The 18,905-nt window shown below is 45.3% G+C and carries 13 protein-coding genes; 12 read left to right on the top strand and 1 reads right to left on the bottom strand.

What is annotated here, in order from left to right:
• Nucleotides 1-319: 319 nt before the first annotated feature.
• Nucleotides 320-1,507 carry a GTPase HflX gene (hflX, locus tag F0364_RS16550; protein WP_153798917.1) on the top strand — a complete coding sequence of 396 codons (1,188 nt, stop codon included), beginning with the start codon at nt 320-322 and terminating at the stop codon, nt 1,505-1,507.
• 2 nt (nt 1,508-1,509) lie between these two features.
• Here the strand turns inward: hflX and F0364_RS16545 are convergent, their stop codons facing one another.
• Nucleotides 1,510-2,199 carry a DUF3800 domain-containing protein gene (locus F0364_RS16545; protein ID WP_153798916.1) on the bottom strand — a complete coding sequence of 230 codons (690 nt, stop codon included), beginning with the start codon at nt 2,197-2,199 and terminating at the stop codon, nt 1,510-1,512.
• A gap of 392 nt (nt 2,200-2,591) precedes the next feature.
• Here F0364_RS16545 and F0364_RS16540 point away from each other — a divergent pair, with 392 nt between their 5' ends.
• The 11 genes from F0364_RS16540 (at nt 2,592) to F0364_RS16490 (ending at nt 18,664) form a co-directional block, all read left to right on the top strand.
• Complete coding sequence (locus F0364_RS16540) at nt 2,592-2,936, top strand: Rieske (2Fe-2S) protein (protein WP_153798915.1); 345 nt, start codon at nt 2,592-2,594, stop codon at nt 2,934-2,936.
• A gap of 20 nt (nt 2,937-2,956) precedes the next feature.
• Entirely contained in the window at nt 2,957-3,556 is a 600-nt protein-coding gene (locus F0364_RS16535; protein WP_153798914.1) for a 5'-methylthioadenosine/S-adenosylhomocysteine nucleosidase family protein, read from the top strand.
• 132 nt (nt 3,557-3,688) lie between these two features.
• Nucleotides 3,689-4,081 carry a hypothetical protein gene (locus tag F0364_RS16530; RefSeq protein WP_153798913.1) on the top strand — a complete coding sequence of 131 codons (393 nt, stop codon included), beginning with the start codon at nt 3,689-3,691 and terminating at the stop codon, nt 4,079-4,081.
• Nucleotides 4,082-4,181: 100 nt separating this feature from the next.
• Complete coding sequence (locus F0364_RS16525) at nt 4,182-5,309, top strand: efflux RND transporter periplasmic adaptor subunit (protein WP_207632727.1); 1,128 nt, start codon at nt 4,182-4,184, stop codon at nt 5,307-5,309.
• Between the two features lie 259 nt (nt 5,310-5,568).
• The gene (locus F0364_RS16520) at nt 5,569-8,724 is read left to right on the top strand and encodes an efflux RND transporter permease subunit (RefSeq protein WP_153798912.1); all 3,156 of its coding nucleotides are present in this window, start codon (nt 5,569-5,571) and stop codon (nt 8,722-8,724) included.
• Nucleotides 8,725-9,362: 638 nt separating this feature from the next.
• Nucleotides 9,363-10,808 carry a TolC family protein gene (locus tag F0364_RS16515; RefSeq protein WP_153798911.1) on the top strand — a complete coding sequence of 482 codons (1,446 nt, stop codon included), beginning with the start codon at nt 9,363-9,365 and terminating at the stop codon, nt 10,806-10,808.
• 482 nt (nt 10,809-11,290) lie between these two features.
• A complete protein-coding gene (locus F0364_RS16510; RefSeq protein ID WP_153798910.1) occupies nt 11,291-11,863 on the top strand; it encodes an XRE family transcriptional regulator in 573 nt (190 codons plus the stop codon).
• 207 nt (nt 11,864-12,070) lie between these two features.
• On the top strand, nt 12,071-15,328 hold the full coding sequence (locus tag F0364_RS16505) for a SusC/RagA family TonB-linked outer membrane protein (protein WP_207632726.1): 3,258 nt from the start codon (nt 12,071-12,073) through the stop codon (nt 15,326-15,328).
• A 32-nt stretch (nt 15,329-15,360) separates the two neighbouring features.
• Complete coding sequence (locus F0364_RS16500; RefSeq protein ID WP_153798908.1) at nt 15,361-16,893, top strand: SusD/RagB family nutrient-binding outer membrane lipoprotein; 1,533 nt, start codon at nt 15,361-15,363, stop codon at nt 16,891-16,893.
• Between the two features lie 111 nt (nt 16,894-17,004).
• Entirely contained in the window at nt 17,005-18,078 is a 1,074-nt protein-coding gene (locus tag F0364_RS16495) for an alkaline phosphatase family protein (protein ID WP_153798907.1), read from the top strand.
• Between the two features lie 4 nt (nt 18,079-18,082).
• A complete protein-coding gene (locus tag F0364_RS16490) occupies nt 18,083-18,664 on the top strand; it encodes an HD domain-containing protein (RefSeq protein WP_153798906.1) in 582 nt (193 codons plus the stop codon).
• The last annotated feature ends 241 nt before the right edge of the window (nt 18,665-18,905 follow it).

Genomic DNA, 18,905 nt, shown 5'->3' with positions numbered 1-18,905 from the left:
ATTCGCTATTGTTAATTTATAAACCTCTCGTCCCGGGCACTTACATTCATACTTCCAGTTAAACAACCACCCCGCCTTTTTTGTTGTCACCTTAATGTCTACCGCGGAAGGGGCAAAACCAGCGTTTGAAAACTTTCACCGGTATCAACTTTTTCAATTGAATTAGTCAATTTATCAACAAAAAAATCAAGGGGTACGAGTTTCTTTAATTTCACAATGCTAATTTACTGAATATACCCAAACTGTCAGAATCATTGAATTCGATATAATTTGGAGGCCTTTTTGCTGCAACGTTTATTTTTGCCAAAAATTTTTCATTTTGATTGATAAGAAACAGAAAATAAGTGCGGAAGAAACAGCAGTGCTGGTAGGCCTGGTGCAGAAAGAACAAACCGATGAACAGGTGCAGGAGTACCTGGATGAACTGGCTTTCCTGGCAGCCACCGCCGGCGCCAACACCATTAAGAGGTTTACGCAAAAGCTACCTCACCCGGATAGCAAAACCTTTGTAGGCAAAGGCAAACTGGAAGAAATACGGGATTATGTGCAGGCTAAGAACGCCGATGTGGTAATTTTTGATGACGAATTAAGCGGCTCGCAAATAAGCAATATAGAGAAAGCTTTAAACGTAAAAACCATTGACCGCAGCGACCTTATACTTGACATTTTTGCCCGGCGTGCCCGCACGGCACAGGCCAAAGCGCAGGTAGAACTGGCCCAATACCAGTACATCCTTCCCCGCCTGCGCGGTATGTGGAAACACCTGGAGCGCCTTGGTGGCGGGATTGGCACCAGGGGGCCGGGGGAAACGGAAATAGAAACTGACCGCCGTATTGTTCGTGACAAAATATCCCTGTTACGTAAGCGCCTGGCTGAAATTGACAAGCAGTCTTTTACCCAGCGTAAAGAACGTGGAGAGTTCATCCGGGTGTCCCTGGTGGGCTATACCAATGTTGGCAAAAGCACCATTATGAACCTGTTGAGCAAAAGCGATGTTTTTGCCGAAAACAAGCTGTTTGCCACTCTGGATACCACTACCCGTAAAGTGGTTTTTGAGAACACTCCATTCCTGCTGAGCGATACGGTTGGTTTTATCCGCAAGCTGCCGCACCACCTGGTGGAAAGCTTTAAAAGCACTTTAGACGAAGTAAGGGAAGCAGACATACTGCTGCATGTGGTTGATATTGCACACCCCCAGCATGAGGAACATATTGGCGTGGTAAACAAAACGCTGCAGGAAATCGGCGCATTCGACAAACCCATTCTTACCATTTTCAATAAAATGGATTTATATGAAGAACGCACATTTGATGAATGGCTTGCAGAAGATGTAAAAAAAGAAATCCTTCTTGATTTGAAAGATCGCTGGAATAACATTACCGACGGCAACGCCGTATTTATATCCGCTACGGAAAGGTTGAATATTGATGAGTTGCGCAATTTTATACTGCAAAAAGTAAGAGATATGTATAAGGTGAGATATCCGTATAGAGAGGTGCATTTTTAGGCTTATACCGTTTCGTAAAGACCATGGCGGATACCGCCTTTACCATCAAACCTGTTTTCAATAATGTTGAAAAATTGGTCGTCGCCTTGTTCATATTTTCTGAGTATCGCATAAGCAACCAGGTCTGCCAATTGTATAAGGCGGGAAGCTTTAGAGTCTATGAATAATGGAACTTCCGCAAGATTTCGCAGTATGTCCCAGGAGTGGCCGGTAGTTCTGAAATAGGTAGCCAGGTTTTGTATGGTACTTTCATAAGTGGATTTATCAAAAATGATAATGCCGCGTTGAGTATCTCCAGAATTGTGCAATCGTCTTAAAAAGTAATCAAAACGACTTGCCAATTGTTCAAAAGCGAACTCAACAGGATCTTTTGGAGATACGACAGACTTCCTGACAACGCAGCCAAAAACACGGTTTAAGTTGTGACTTGCTATTAATGAAAGACTATCCTTTATAGCTTGCACACGCTCATCCCTGGGAATTCTTCTCCAATAATTTTTACCTCCAAACATAGGATTTCCATGAAGCTCAACAGATAGAGGATCAGAAGGATTAAATCTTGATGCTATTTTGTCCAATTCGCTTGCAAGCCAAAAACTTTGTCTTTCATAAACACATATTCCAGCCAAGACAAAATGAATTTGTTTAGGATCGCTTGAGCTACCGGATTCATCTGCATAGAGCAAATACATAGGGATCGTATTAAATAAAAAAACAGCCAAGGAGAAACCATGTTCTCGCGGCCTGCAGAAAGGCAGGCCTCCCGACTGTAAGGCAAAATTACATGGTTTTATTAAAAAATTGGCTCCCCCCACTTAATTTGCGCTCAAGTATCTTTTTAGATATAAGGGACGGGGTATATTTTCAATAGTGCAGAAGCGGAGTATACAGTGAATCGCTAGCTGCCGAAATTACAAAACCGCAAATAACCTGGTTGTTGCACAGTGGCGAATAGAAATACTGAACGCAAAAGAGTGCGACGCAAGCGGCGCCTCATAGTAGTTCATGCAGCCGGGCCCAAAAAATCATCCTGAATGGCGAAGCCATTAAAAGAAGCTTTGCTTACAAGACAATTTTTGTTTACATGCGTAAAATAAACTGGCACAAAGTAGCGGAAGATATTGCTGAACTTAACTGGCAAAGCAATAATATGGCTATTGTGGAAGCGGGAGGTAAAAAAATAACCGTTGCCAGGTTTAAAGAGCAATTGTTTGTTTTTGCCTACAAGTGCCCGCATGCCAGCGGCGTACTGGCAAATGGTTTTATGGATGCGCTTGGTAATGTAGTTTGCCCGCTGCACCGCTACAGGTTTAACATGCAAAATGGCCGCAATACCAGCGGAGAGGGTTATTATCTTAAAACCTACCACATAGAACAAAAGGAAGACGGCATTTACATTGGCATTGAGTCGTCAGGGTTATTTGGCTAACACTTAAGTACATTAAAATAATGCAGCAATCGTTACAGCAATTTCTCCAACAAAAAAACCTTTTAGAATACCATCCATTATTTGTGTTCGCACTAAGCTCTGAGGCAGCCGGGGAATTTGAAGAGTTCAATTCACTTATCGTTGGTATTGGCAAAGTAAACGCGGCCTATCATCTTACCAAAGCAATACAGGAACTAAGACCAGGCATTATCATTAATCTCGGCTCGGCAGGCAGTAATAGTTTTAAACGTGGGCAGGTAATATGCTGTACCAGCTTTATACAACGGGATATGGATGTGCGTGGCCTTGGTTTCAAAAAATATGAAACCCCGCTGTCTGGCGTAGCACCGGTTTTGCAGTACGGGCTAACCATTGACGGCTTTGAGCAAGGCATTTGTGGCACAGGTGACAGTTTTGAAATGGCACATTCCGCTTCAGACTATAATATCATTGACATGGAAGCCTACCCCCTTGCATTGATTGCAATGAAAGAACAAATTCCTTTTTTGTGCCTTAAATATATATCTGACGGGGCTGATGGCATGGCGGCTGACGACTGGGCTGTACAGGTGCACAACGCAGCAGCGGCGTTCAAAAAAATAATCCAGCAATTTCTGTAAATATGCGTAACCCAGATTCCTTAAAAGTGTCTCACATTAATTTAAATAAAATGTGAATATTACTTTTAATTCACATTAAAATTGCCTTATAAGCTGTAATTTTAGGCCTCACCAAATGTTTAACCTGTAACAATGCCGTTAGGAAAAGCGAAAAATATCGTTCTGTTTATCTTTTGCTTTTTCATGCTCTGTACCGCTAACAAACTTTCAGCGGAAAAAATAGACCATACATTCACCACGCTGGAGATGCATTCTGAGGCATCGGACATTAAACGGGAATGTTCTGAACGCATCAGGTTCCAGGAAGATATTAGTTTTTATAAACCGTCTTCCGAAAAAAAACTTACCAACAAATACCGCCTTAAGTTCAGGCAGGTACGTACCGCCAGTGTAGAGGTGACCAAAACACCCGGCTGGAAGTATGAAATAGCTTGTTATCCCGAACACCACGACTTCAACAACGATAGAGGGGCGCATGCGCTTCCGTACTACTACGCCTTCCTTTTCAGGCTTACCCCATTCTGATTACTCCCCCAATTTGCCATGCTGCGCCACGCAGCCATTACACTTTTTACTTTATTGAGACTTTGGATTGCCTGCCAATTTTTAACAACCAAAAATTAGCATGATGAAATATTATTTATACTTAACGGCGATTTTTTTGATAGCGATAACGGGATGTACTGTTAAAGGGGGCACGGAAAATACAGGCGAAAAACCTATCACACTCCCGGTAGTTAGATTAGAAGAAAAAGACACTGTTCTGCAACAAGGGTACGTAACAGATATACAAGCCTTACAGAATGTTGAAATAAGGGCCAAAGTGCCCGGCTTTATCGATAAAATACTTGTGGACGAGGGACAGGCTGTAACCAAAGGGCAGCCCTTGTTTATTATAAACGACGCTGAATACCAAACCCAGCTTTCACAATCAAAGGCGGCACTGGCCAGCGCCGTAGCTGAAGCCAAAACGGCTGAACTGGAAATGAAACGCGTAAAAATACTTGTTGAAAAAAACATTATTTCTAAAACGGAGCTGGAACTGGCCGAGGCAAAAATAAAATCCGCGGAAGCCAAAATAAGCGAAGCCCGCTCTTTGGAAGAAAACGCTAAAATACGGCTGTCTTATACTTACATACGCTCTCCTTTCAACGGGGTGATAGACCGTATTCCCTTTAAAGTGGGCAGCCTGGTTACAGAAGGTAACCTGCTTACTACAGTTTCTAACCTTGAAGCCATGTACGCTTACTTTAATGTATCGGAAAATGAATACCTGCGTTATATGAAGACCAAGAAAAGCAATAAACCATCTATGGATGATGTTGTGCTGGTGTTAGCCGATGGTACAGAATACGCTTACAAAGGAGACATAGAAACAATGGAAAGCGAATTTGACGAGAATACCGGCTCCATCGCTTTCCGGGCCAAATTTCCCAACCCGGAAAAAATACTGAAGCATGGCGCTTCCGGCAAGGTAAAACTTACTACAGAAGTATCTTCCGCCTTAATGATCCCTCAAAAAGCGGTGTTTGAAATACAGGACAAAAACTACGTATTTGTGGTTGGCAAAGACAATAAAGTGACCATGAAAAACTTTGCCCCGCAAACAAGGATTGATGAATTTATCATTGTCAAATCCGGTTTGTCTGCCGGTGATACCATTGTTTACGAAGGTATACAAAGTATACGTGACGGCGCCAGTATAACACCACGGTATGTACAAAGTGATAGCCTTGTGGCTGCAAAGCTGTAATTGTTGAATGTTTGGTTGTTCAATGTTTAAAGAGCATTTGTTAACGTGTGTTCCTCCCTTAAGGACCGAACGTACAAGTGTTCCAATCTTGCTGCTTCGACACGCAAGATTGCACAACGAAGTTTAATAGCAATTCTGTTGCTAAGTACATAATTATTCTAACCATGGCCATTTCGTGGGATTAACCCATAATACGTAGCTCATTGCTTATGGTAATGAATGCTGGCTATGCTTTTTGCATATAACCTACTTATCTAAAATGGTTGAAACTTTTATACGACGCCCGGTTTTATCATTAGTTATCTCTATCATTATTACCCTGCTTGGCGTATTGGCGCTGGTTACTTTACCTATTACGCAGTTTCCTGATATTGTGCCGCCCAGCGTGGTGGTTACCGCTAACTATAACGGCGCCAATGCAGAAGTGTGCGCCAAAGCAGTTGCCACCCCTTTGGAAAGAGCCATTAACGGCGTACCCGGCATGACTTACATGAACAGCGTTAGCAGCAATAACGGCACTACATTGGTGCAGGTTTTTTTTGAAGTGGGCACCGACCCCGACCGCGCCGCCGTTAACGTGCAAAACCGTGTTACCACTACCCTTGACGAAATGCCGGAAGAAGTAATAAAAGCCGGCGTTACCACAGAAAAGGAGGTGAACAGTATGCTGCTGTACCTAAACCTCATCAGCAAAGACAGCAGCATGAACGAAGAGTTTATTTACAACTTTGCCGACATAAACGTTCTGCCCGAATTAAAACGCATTAACGGAGTTGGTTTTGCCGACATCATGGGCGCCAGGGAATACTCCATGCGTGTCTGGCTTAAGCCAGACCGTATGCTTGCCTACAATATATCTACCGAAGAAATTATTGCTACGCTGCGTGCCCAGAACATAGAAGCGGCGCCCGGTGTGGCCGGCGAAAACTCCGGTAAAGACAAACAGGTAAAACAGTATGTACTGAAATATACCGGCAAATTCAATACGCCGGAAGAATACCAGAATGTAGTGCTGAAAGCCGATGCCAACGGTTCTGTACTGCGCTTAAAAGATATTGCAGACATAGAGTTTGGAACGGTAAGCTATGACATGGCCTCCAAAACAGATGGTAAGCCCTCTGCTTCCATCATGATTAAACAAAGACCCGGCAGTAATGCGCAGGAAGTGATAGAAAATATCAAAAACAAAATGGAAGAGTTAAAGTCAACAACTTTTCCGCCTGGCATGGATGTAAACTATGCCTATGATGTTTCCCGTTTTCTTGATGCCAGTATACACGAGGTACTGCGCACTTTGGTTGAAGCATTCATACTGGTGTTTATCGTGGTGTTTATCTTCCTGCAAGACTTCCGCTCTACTTTAATACCGGCACTGGCGGTACCCGTAGCGCTTATAGGTACGCTGGCCTTTATGCAGATGCTCGGCTTTTCCATTAACATGCTTACACTTTTTGCGCTGGTGCTTGCCATTGGTATAGTGGTGGATAATGCGATAGTGGTGGTAGAAGCAGTGCACGTAAAAATGAGCGAGGAGCATTTGCCGCCGCTGGAAGCAACCATTTCTGCCATGAAAGAAATAAGCGGCGCCATTGTGGCCATTACACTGGTAATGTCTGCAGTGTTTATTCCGGTAGCATTCCTTTCCGGGCCGGTGGGTGTGTTTTACCGGCAGTTCTCTTTAACATTGGCCATATCCATCGTAATATCGGGTATTAACGCGTTAACACTTACACCGGCCCTTTGCGCATTAATGCTTAAGCACAATACCGGCAAAAAGAAAAAGAATTTATTGCAGCGTTTTTATGGCGCCTTTAATAAAGGGTACAATAAAACAGAGAAGAAATACGGCAGCATGGTGGCCTGGATGGCCGGCCGCAAAATGGTAACACTCATTTTGTTCGTTGGCTTTTGCCTGGCAACCTGGGGCATGAGTGCTATACTGCCCTCGGGCTTTATACCTACCGAAGACCAGGGCATGATTTACGTAAATGTAACCACCCCGCCCGGCTCTACAGTTGACCGTACTGAAAAGGTGATGGATGAAATAGAAACCGCGGCCGCTGAGTTTGAAGTAGTGGAAAACATCAGCACCCTGGCTGGTTACAGTTTAATGAGCGACATATCCGGCGCTTCTTACGGCATGGCCATGATTAACCTGAAAATGTGGGAAGAACGCGATGAAACAGTTAATGCGCTTATTAAAAAACTGCAGGATAAAACCAAACACATTACAGACGCCACCATAGAATTTTTCGCCCCGCCAACGGTGCCCGGTTTTGGCAATGCCAGTGGCTTTGAAATGCGCCTGCTTGACAAAAACCGGGGCAACAGCCTGGATGAAACAGCCAAAGTAACCAAAGACTTTATCGAAGCCATGCGCAACGATAAAATTATCGGCAGCGCTTTTACCAGCTTTGACCCCAACTTTCCGCAATACCTGATACATGTGGACCAGGAGATGGCCGCCAAGAAAGGTGTTACCATAGACAATGCGATGAGCACCCTGCAAACATTGCTGGGCAGCTATTACGCTACCAACTTTATACGCTTCGGGCAAATGTATAAGGTTATGCTGCAGGCCTACCCTACTTACCGCAGCAAGCCGGAAGACATACTTAACCTGTACGTTAAAAACGATAAGGGCGAAATGGTGCCCTACTCCACCTTTATACGGCTGGAAAGGGTATTTGGCCCTGAGCAGATAACACGCTACAACATGTACACTTCGGCAATGATTACAGGCGATGCAGCAGAGGGCTACAGCAGCGGCCAGGCCATTGAAGCCATTCAAAAACTGGCGGCAGAAAAGCTACCCCGTGGCTTTGATTATGAATGGAGCGGCATGACAAGAGAACAAATTTTATCAGGCAACCAGGCGGTTGTCATTTTCATTATCGTGCTGGTGTTTGTGTATTTACTGCTGGCAGCGCAATACGAAAGTTTTGCATTGCCCATGCCGGTAATATTGTCGTTGCCCACGGGTGTGTTTGGCTCGTTCATGTTCCTTAAACTGGCAGGCCTTGAAAATAATATTTATGCGCAGGTGGCGCTGGTAATGCTGGTGGGTTTGTTAAGCAAAAACGCCATTCTTATCGTGGAGTTTGCTATACAAAGGCGCAAGCAGGGGTTATCCATATTAGAAGCTGCCAAAGAGGGCGCCATTTCCAGGTTGCGCCCCATTCTTATGACCTCATTTGCATTCATTGCAGGTCTAATACCGCTTTGCATAGCCTCCGGCGCAGGCGCTATGGGCAACCGTTCTATTGGTACCGCTGCCGCAGGCGGCATGCTGATAGGCACAGTGTTCGGCATATTTCTGATACCTGGCCTGTATGTGGTATTTGCACAACTGGCAGAACGTAAGGGCAAAAAGAAGAAGACAGTTGTAAAGCATGAAGAGCTGGAACCGGCGTAGCTGGATGCAGGTTACCGGATGCTGGTAGCTGGTTGGATGAAATGTAAGAACTGAAGTGATGGCAAAGCCCTGTACGGGCGGCATGTTAGTAGATGGCCGGCCGGGAAAACCAGGAGCGCCGTAGGTGCGACATGTTTAATACCCGCGTAAATGTCGCCCAATGATATGCAGATGAAAGGATTGCGACGCAACGAAGTCGCCATGAAATTATGTGGCTGGTATCTAAAAAAAAAGATGGTGGCAAAAGGTAGTTGCGAGTGGCAAATACATCATACACCGTACATCAAACATCTTACATGTTACGGTGTTGGTATCTAAATCAGTCATTTTAAAACAGCCTTCCAGGCGGGACTTTTTTGGGACGGCCGCTATAGCTACTATGAGGCTTTAGTTGTGTCACTCACTTGTACGTTCAGTAACACTATTCGCCAATGTGCAACAACCTGTAAAAAGGTTTAGCTCTTTTATTCATAAAAAATTCAGCGTAGAGGCCACCTGTAAGGTTATAATGTTTTAAGGTTGCGGGTTTGCCCGCTGTACCTGTACGGGTGGCTACTGCGCAGAAAATGATACGTTAACCAAAAAGAATATTGAAAAAGGCTGTACCATTCATCAGCCCGGTAGCATTAATTAAAAAGATGAAACAACTTTTAAAGCACAGCTTCGCAATACTTGCTGTAAGCATTCTTATTTTCAGCAGTTGTAAAGTGGCCCGGCCCGTAACAATGCCACCTGTAAAAAACCTGCCGGACTCTTTTCCTGCCGCTAAAGACAGCAGCAGCATAGCCAGCATTGCGTGGAAACAATTTTTTACCGATGACCACCTGGTGGCCTTAATAGACACTGCCCTGCACAATAACCCCGACTTATACATTGCGCTGCAACGGATAGAAGCTGCCCGGGCACAGGTAGCTATGAGCAGGGGCGCTTTACTGCCATCGCTAAACGGTGTTGTTAGCGCCGCAGGCGACAGGTATGGCGACTACACCATGAATGGCGTAGGTAATTTTGACACCAACCTTTCCCCCAACATTAACTCCAAGCAAAAAATACCTACCAGCTTTACGCCTGATTTGTTCGTTGGTTTTCGCAGCAATTGGGAAATAGATATCTGGGGCAAACTGAAAAATGAAAAAAAAGCGGCCATTGCGCAATTACTGGCAACTGAAAAAGGCAGGCAGTACATAACTACATCTATTGTGGCGGATATAGCCATGCTCTATTACGATTTGCTGGCATTGGATAACGAGTTGGACATTATTAAAAAGAACGTGCTGCTGCAGGAAACAGCGCTGGACATTGTTAAAGTACAGAAGGAAGGCGGCCGTGCAACAGAGCTGGCGGTGCAGCAGTTTGCCGCGCAGTTGCTTAACACAAAAGCCATTGAATATTCAGTAAAGCAGGAGATAGTGCAGGCAGAGAATGAAATAAACCTCATCTGCGGCAGGTACCCGCAAACCATTAGCCGCGATACATCGCTGATGCACCAGCAATTGCCGGCATCTTTACAAACAGGGCTGCCCTCTACGCTGCTTACCCGCCGGCCGGATATTCAGCAGGCAGAACTGGAACTGGAAGCCGCAGAGGCCAACGTACTGGCTGCGAGAAAAGCATTTCTGCCATCGCTTAACCTAACCCCTTACATTGGCTTAAACGCCTTTAAACCTAATGTACTGTTTAACTCAGGCTCTGTGGCTTATGGCGCCGTTGCCGGCCTTACCGCCCCCATTTTTAACCAAAATAAATTAAAGGCGGGCTATGCCATAGCCAATGCGCAAAACAAAGAAGCCATTTACAACTACCAGAAAGTATTGTTAAGCAGCTTCAGTGAAGTGGTTACCAGTCTTAAGAGTATAGAAAACGGCAGTGAATCTTTTAAACTGAAAGAGCAGGAAGTAAGAGAATTAACCAACGCCGTAGCCACCGCCAAAGATTTATACCTTACCGGTTATGCCAACTACCTGGAAGTTATCAGCGCCCAAAAAGGTGTGCTGGAAGCCGAGTTACAATTAAATGGCAACAAGAAGCAATTGTTTCAATCTGTCATTGGGTTATACAGGAGCCTGGGCGGCGGCTGGGAGTAGCGGAGACTGAACAGGGAGCAAGGAGTTTTGAATGTTGAAGCGAAGGAGAAAGCAACCAACTTAAACCGGAGTTACCACTGTTGCTTTTGGGAGAGGGCCCCACTCACCATTTTGTATTCAATGTCGTTTAAATTAAGGATGTCAGCCTGAGCCTGTCGAAGGCGGATACGTGGAAAGCAATAGACGTAAAACGGTTTCGACAAGCTCAACCTGACATTGGTTTCTCAACTAAACGACATCGATTCACCATTCACTATTCACTATTCACCACTCACCATTCACCACTCACCACCCACCACTTCCCTGCCGCTATTTTACCCTTTTGTTATTTTATAAGCCAACAAAAACTGGCCTGCCTGGCTAAAACCCTGTACAGGCCTGCTTTGTAGCGGTTTACGTTCTGGCATTCCGCTGGCCGGCGTTACGGGGCAGTAGCTGTAGTTGCCGGTTTTGCCTACATTCACACATTATTTGGGCAAGCCATGCAAAACGATATCCTTCTTCAGATAAGCAGCCGCATTAAAGAAAAACGCAAAGAAAAACACATTACGTTGCAGGCGCTGGCTAATGAGGCTGGCGTTACCAAGGGCCTTATCTCTCAAATTGAAAATAACCGTACGGTCCCTTCGCTAAGTGTTTTGCTGGGCATCATCAGGGCCTTGCATGTTGACCTGAATGATTTTTTTGATAACCTGGGTAATAAGGAAAGCGATGAACCTGTGCTGGTAAAGGCCACGGCATTGCAGCCATTTGAAAAAGAATATACCAAGGGTTCCTATTACAACCGCATTATGTCGTTTAAATCTGATGGTAAACTGGTGGATATTGTTCTGTACCGCCAGGATCATAATGCAGAAAGAGGTTTCGTATCCACCAATGCTTTTGAGTATAATTATATGATCAGGGGTACCATGAAGTACACCATTGATGACAAGGAATATATACTGGAAGAAGGCGACTCTTTTTATTACGATGCCCGCAAGCCCCATCTCTCTCAATGTCTTACACATGATTATTACACGATGCTGGTAGTATATTTTTTTGAAGAAAAATAATTTTGCCCGTTTCCATAATGTTAAATAATTTCCGTTAAAGTTTAGTATTTGTAAAAATCGCTAACCAGAACTGCGTATAAGTTTACAATTACTTTACTATTTGTTAATGCGTGATTCCTTCTTTTGCCTGCCCACCCTGCTAATTTTGACACCTAAATACTAACTATTATGAAGCAGCGATTACCCCATTACACAAAATGCTGTGTTATGTTCATAGCAGCATTTTTTTTCTCGGCTTACTTGTTTGCACAGGAGTATAGTTTAAAGGGACGCATTGTTGACGCGGCTACCAAAAAGCCGGTAGCTAGCGCCACTATTGCTGTAAACAACAGCTCTAAGGCAACCTTAACCAACGAAAATGGTGAGTTTAGCATTAATGTAATCAAAGGCAGCGACCTGCTGATTTCCAATGTTGGCTACAATGAACAACTGGTAAAGGTTACCGGTGAAGCTTTTATGGAAATAGAAATTACACAGGGCAGCAACCAGTTAAATGAAGTGGTTGTAACGGCATTAGGTATTAAGCGTGAAAAGAAAAAATTGGGCTACGCTATCCAGGAAGTGAAAGGCGATGAACTTACCGTAGCCCGCGAAAGTAATGTGGTTAACCAACTGGCTGGCAAAGTAGCTGGTGTTACCGTTGTGGGTAGTCCATCTGGCATTGGCGGTTCTGCAAGGGTTACCATACGTGGGGAGCGCTCTGTAGACCTGAATAAAAACCAGCCGCTTTATGTAATCGATGGTGTGCCCATCAGCAATTCAATCAGCGGCGCTTCGGGCAGGGGAAATATGGAGGTGGATTACGGTAATGGTGCAAGCTTTATAAATCCAGATGATATTGAAAGCATGAGCGTTTTAAAAGGCCCTGCTGCAGCGGCCCTTTACGGTTCACGGGCTGCTAATGGTGTAATTCTTATTAAAACAAAAGGCGGCAGAAAGCAGCGTGGCATTGGCGTTGAAGTTAACAGCAACGCAACAATGGAAAAAGCTTTAAAACTGCCCGACTATCAGAAGGTATACGGCCAGGGTAATGGCAGCGGCGGAGACTTTGCTTTTGTTAATGGCGGCGGCGGTGGTCTCGCCGATGGCACTGACGAAGGCTGGGGCCCTGCTTTTAGAGGCCAATTGTTTCCGCAATATAACTCTCCACGTACTTTAAACGGAGAAACCATACCCTACACCGGGGGCGATTTAAATGCCCCTGCCGGAAGTATAATTACCCCAACTTTATGGGAGCCGGACGTTGATAACCTCAAAAACTTTTTAGAAACCGGCCGCACATTTACCAACAATGTGGCTTTAACAGCAGGTAACAAAGACGGTGACTTCCGCCTTAGCTATACCAACCTTAATCAAAAAGGCATTGTTCCCAATACAGACCTTGCCAGGCATACGGTTTCAATATCTGGTGGCTACAACTTTACCAGCAAACTTTCCGCAAGGGCATTCGTAAGCTACATCAAGAGCGAAAGCGATAACCGCCCTTCCATCAGCTATGGCACAGAAAGCATTATGTACCTGTTTAATTGCTGGCTGCCTGCTTCTGTAAAGGTGAGGGATATGATGCGGCTATGGCAAAATGGCCTGGAAAATCAAAGGCAATATAGCTGGAACTACAACTATCACGATAACCCCTATCTTACCGTTTACCAGAATACCAACGGCCAGTACTATGACCGTCTAATTGGCAACGTTATCCTTAAATATGATTTTACCAATTGGCTTAGCCTGCAGTTGCGTACAGCCACCGACTGGAGCAATGAGCGCCGTGAATACCGCAGGGCCTTCAGCACCCAGCGCTTTCCTTTTGGTGAGTACAGGGAAGTAACGATCATTAACGAAGAACGCAACAGCGACTTTCTGTTTACTGTAAATAAACCCATCAATAATGATTTCAGCTTAACAGCCACAGCAGGCGGCAACCAAATGCGCCAGTCCTCCAGGTTTAATGAGGCAGTAGCAGGCCAGTTAAATATTCCTAACATTTACAGGCTTACCAACTCACGTATTGCATTGGTGGCAGATCAAAGTAATGTTGCTAAAAGAATCAACAGTTTGTATGGTTCTGCAGGCCTTGCTTACAAGAATATGATCTTTCTGGATATTACCGGCCGTAACGACTGGAGCAGTGCCCTTACACTACCCAATGATCTTAAACTGCTGGGCTCAGAAGACAATTCTTACTTCTACTCTTCTGTTGCCCTGAGCGCAGTGGTTAGCGATATGGTTAGATTGCCAAACGCAATCAGTTTTGCCAAGGTTAGGGCCAGTTTTGCACAAGTGGGTAACGACACAGACCCATTTGCATTTACGCAAACTTTCAACAGGAGCGACCCGTTTGGCAGCAGTCAGATATATGGCGAAACCAGCCGCCTGGCCAACCTGAGGCTTAAGCCTGAAATCAGCTCAGCTTACGAATTTGGCGCAGACCTGCGTTTTCTGAATAACAGGTTAGGTATTGATGTTACTTATTACCGTAGCAGCACCAAAAACCAAATTTTGAATATACCGCTTTCCAATACCAGCGGTTACGATAGCAGGGTAATCAACGCCGGTCTTATCCGCAATTATGGTGTGGAAGTAATGCTGAACTATACTCCGGTTAAAACCAAAAACTTTAGCTGGGATGGATATATCAATTTCTCAGCTAACCGCAGCAAAGTGGTTGAGCTAAGTGACGATCTAACTACCTACCAAATGGCCAGCCGATCAGTTCAGGTACTTGCCAAAGTAGGTGAAAGAATGGGCGACCTTTACGGTATTGGCTTCGCCAGGGTGCAAAGCAGCGATGCTTCCGCACCTTACTATGATGCCTCAGGTAAATTCGCAGGCCAGATGGTATTCGCTGCAAATGGCCGTCCTGTAGCTACTACAAACGTTATGAAACTTGGCAACTACAACCCTGACTGGCTGATGGGTATTGGCAATAGCTTTAATTACAAAGGTGTACGCCTTAGCTTCCTCTTCGATATACGCCAGGGTGGTGAATTGTACTCCTTAACACAAACCGTTGGCCGCGAAGGTGGCATTATTGCGGAAACACTGGAAGGCCGTGCCGATGGCTACGACCTCAGCAAACCCGGCAATGGCGTAATAGGCCAAGGGGTAGTGCAGAACAATGATGGTAGCTTTACTGAAAACACAACCAAACTTACTGCACGTGAGTGGCATACCGCCTGGACAGCAGGCCGTAATATAGCGGAAGGTGTTATGTACAGCGCCTCTTTTGTTAAGCTTCGTGAACTACAGATTGGATACACGATTAGCGACAAAGTGTTCGGCAAACTTCCCTTTAAAGGGGTAACCGTTTCATTGGTGGGCCGTAACCTGCTGCTATGGGATAATGTACCGCATGTTGACCCTGAAAACATGTCTTACTCCGGTGGCACAGCTTTACCGGGTATTGAGTACATGAGCATACCTACCACCCGCAGCTATGGCATTAACCTGAGCTTTAAACTGTAAACCAACTTTCATCCAATCTTAAATACAAAAAGATGAAACGCATTAAGATATTTCTCTTACCGGTACTGGCGATTACGTTGCTGTATAGCTGTACCAAGGACTTTGCAGAAGTCAACACCAACGAAAATAACCCCACCAACGTTACTCCGGATCTATTGTTAAGCGGCATCATCCGCAATATGATGAACCTGCAGGTAAATGAAGCCTGGGGCATTGGTAACATAGTTATCCAGCACCACTCCAAAATTCAGTTCGTAAACGAAGACCGTTATCAATGGGGAGAGCGTAATGATGTTTGGAATAACGTGTATGGCAATTACCGCAACCTGCAGAACATATTTACTGCTGTTGGCGGTGATGAGAGCAACCCGTACTATGGAGTAGGTCTTATTCTTAAATCATGGATGTTCGCCCAGGCTACAGATGCTTATGGTGACATTCCTTACTCTGAAGCTGGCAAAGCCAAGCTGGAAGAAATATACCAGGCCAAATACGATGCACAACAGGATATTTATACAGGCATATTGGCCGATCTGAAAAAAGCCAATGAAGTTTTAGCCACCAGCAGCGGAGCTACACTTGGTGGGGACATTTTGTTTGGCGGTGGTGCGTCCTCCATCATACAATGGCGTAAACTAGCCAACTCTTTGCGCCTGCGTTACCTGATGCGCATTTCAAAAAAGGTGGATGTAAAAACCCAGATGCAGGAAATTATTGGCAATACAACCACCAACCCCATTTTTGAAAGCAACGATGACAATGCACAGTTGGAATATCTTGCTGCGGCGCCCAACCAGTGGCCGCTGTATGGTGCACGTGTGGGTTCTTTTGACGAGTTCCGCATAAGCAAAACAATGGTTGACAGGCTTAAAACCCTCGGTGATAGCCGTTTGAATATTTTTGCAAGGCCCACACAAAAATCAGTGGCTGCCGGAACACCGGAAATACAGGGCATCCCCAATGGCCTTAGCGATGTGGATGCGCTGGCCTACAATGGCGGTGTACAAGGTGTGTCAAGGGTAGGTTACACTTTTGCCTGCCTGGTTTGTAACGATGTTGGCCAGGCCCCTCCAGACCCCGCAGCGCCACGGGCATTACTGATGACTTACGCAGAACTTCAGTTCATTCTTGCCGAAGCCAGAGAAGCAAACATTATTACCACTGGCACTGCAGAAACCTATTATAAAAACGGTATTAACGCCAATTTCGAATACTGGCTGGCCGTTGTACCCTCCGCTTACGGCCTGGATATTGCCATGCCTGCCGGCTATCTAGAACAGGCAAGCGTTGCCTATACAGGCACTACGCAACAAAGGCTGGAAAAGATAGCCCTGCAAAAATGGATATCACTTTACTTCAACGGCCTGGAAGCCTGGTACGATTGGCGCAGGACAGGTATGCCTGCTGTGGTGCCTGGTCCCGCTAACCTTAACAATGGCAAGGTACCTATCAGGTACATCTATCCTCAATCTGAGCAAACACTTAATGGCGATAACCGCGCAGAAGCCGTATCACGCCAGGGTGGAACCGATGACATTAATACCAAACCCTGGGTATTGCAATAGAGTTATTATACAGTTATAAGACGAATGGCGCATGCATTGTGCGCCATTCTTTCTTATTAGCACCCAGCCATTACAGTAAATTTTTTTCGCTAACCGCAAAACATTTTCATCATGAAATTCCGCTTATTGATTGGCTTGCTCATTTCCATCTCAGCTACACTTTCCGCCCAGCACAAAACAGAAAACATCATCATTGTTACCCTGGATGGTATGCGCTGGCAGGAAGTAATGAAAGGCGTTGACACCGCCTTAATGAACAGTAAACAATATACAAGAGACAGTGAGTATGTTGCGCAATCCTTCTACGCCCCTGCTCCTGAAGAGAGCAGGAAAAAGATATTCCCATTTATCTGGTCGGCCATAAACAACCACGGACAGATTTATGGCAACAGAACATACAACAACTTCGTAAACATCACCAACCCCTACCAGTTTTCTTATCCTGGTTACAATGAAATCTTCACCGGCTACCCTGATAAGGCTGTTAACAGCAACGATAAGGTTTATAACAAAAACGAAAACGTTCTGGAGTTCATCAACAAGCAGCCCGGTTATCAAAACAAAGTGGCGGCTTTTTCAACCTGGGGCGTATTCCCATACATCTTAAATGCGCCACGCAGCGGCATATATGTTAACTCAGATGTAGATACGCTTAAGTTTAAAGACGACCATCTTAAACTCATTAACGACTGGCAGTTCCTGACAACCCGCCCCATTGGTGTAAGGCCCGATGTTATTACCTACTTCGCCGCAAGGGAATACCTCAAAGCATATAAGCCCAAAGTGCTGTACATAGCTTTCGACGAAACAGACGATTTTGCTCATGGCGGCATGTACGACCAATATCTAAGGAGCGCTTATTCGCAGGACCGTATGATAGAAGACCTGTGGAATACCATCCAATCCATGCCGCAATACAAAAACAAAACAACCCTCATCATCACCTGCGATCATGGCCGTGGTGATAAAGTAAAATCCGAATGGACATCCCATGGCGAGAAAGTGGCCGATTCCAACGAAATATGGCTGGTGGCATTAGGGCCGGATACAAAACCACTTGGCGAAGTAAAAGAACAAGGCCAGTTATACCAACGCCAGATAGCTACCACACTTGCCGCTTTGCTGGGCTTTAACTTCAAACCGGCACACGAAGTAATGAAACCCATTGAATCAATATACAAATAGCCTTATGGCAGCTATCATCAACCCGCAAACTGTTACGGCAGAAATAAAAGAGCTGTTTGAAAAGCATGGCAGCGAAGATTACGACGGAGAACCCGTAACACAAACTTCACACATGTTGCAATGCGCCATGCAAGCCATGTCAGAAGGTTCTGATATAGAGCTTATCTTAGGCGCACTGCTGCACGATGTGGGCCATTTGCTGCGGCACAAACAACATACAGAAACCATGGGCAATTACGGCGTGGTAAATCACGAAGGCGTGGGCGCCGCATGGCTTGCCGGCAAAGGCTTTTCCGGCAGAATTTGCGCTATGGTAGAAATGCATGTGCCTGCAAAACGCTATCTTGTCACCACCAATCCCGCCTACCGGCATAAACTTTCCGAAGCCAGCCTGCAAACAATGATGCAGTGGCAGGGCGGGCTAATGTCGCCGCAGGAGGTGCAGACCTTTCAGCAGCACCCGTTCTTTGAAGACATCATTAAAGTGCGCCGTTGGGATGAGGAAGCAAAAAAGCAGGATGCGGTTTTACTGCCCCTGCAGCATTTCACCGGCCTCATTCTTGATTACTTGAAAAACAAATACTAAACGGGGTTTTGTCAGGGCGCCTGCCGAAGGCACCGGGCTTTCCGCTCATACTCCGCCACAAGGCCGCACACAATGCCTTCAGCGGGGTATCCGCTTCAATCCCTGGCGCGGGGGTGCAGCAGCGTAACAAAACATCGTCAACCTGCCCCGTAAACCTTTAGAAATAACTGATTTTAGTGCCCCTTCATGATTGGTAAGTGCTGCTGATGGAAATTCTATTGCTGAAGCCACAGTAGTACAA

The organism is Foetidibacter luteolus, from assembly GCF_009650435.1.
Classification (GTDB): Bacteria; Bacteroidota; Bacteroidia; order Chitinophagales; family Chitinophagaceae; genus Foetidibacter; species Foetidibacter luteolus.
The sequence above is the reverse complement of the archived record's forward strand: the minus strand, read 5'-3'. Positions and strand labels throughout refer to the sequence as shown.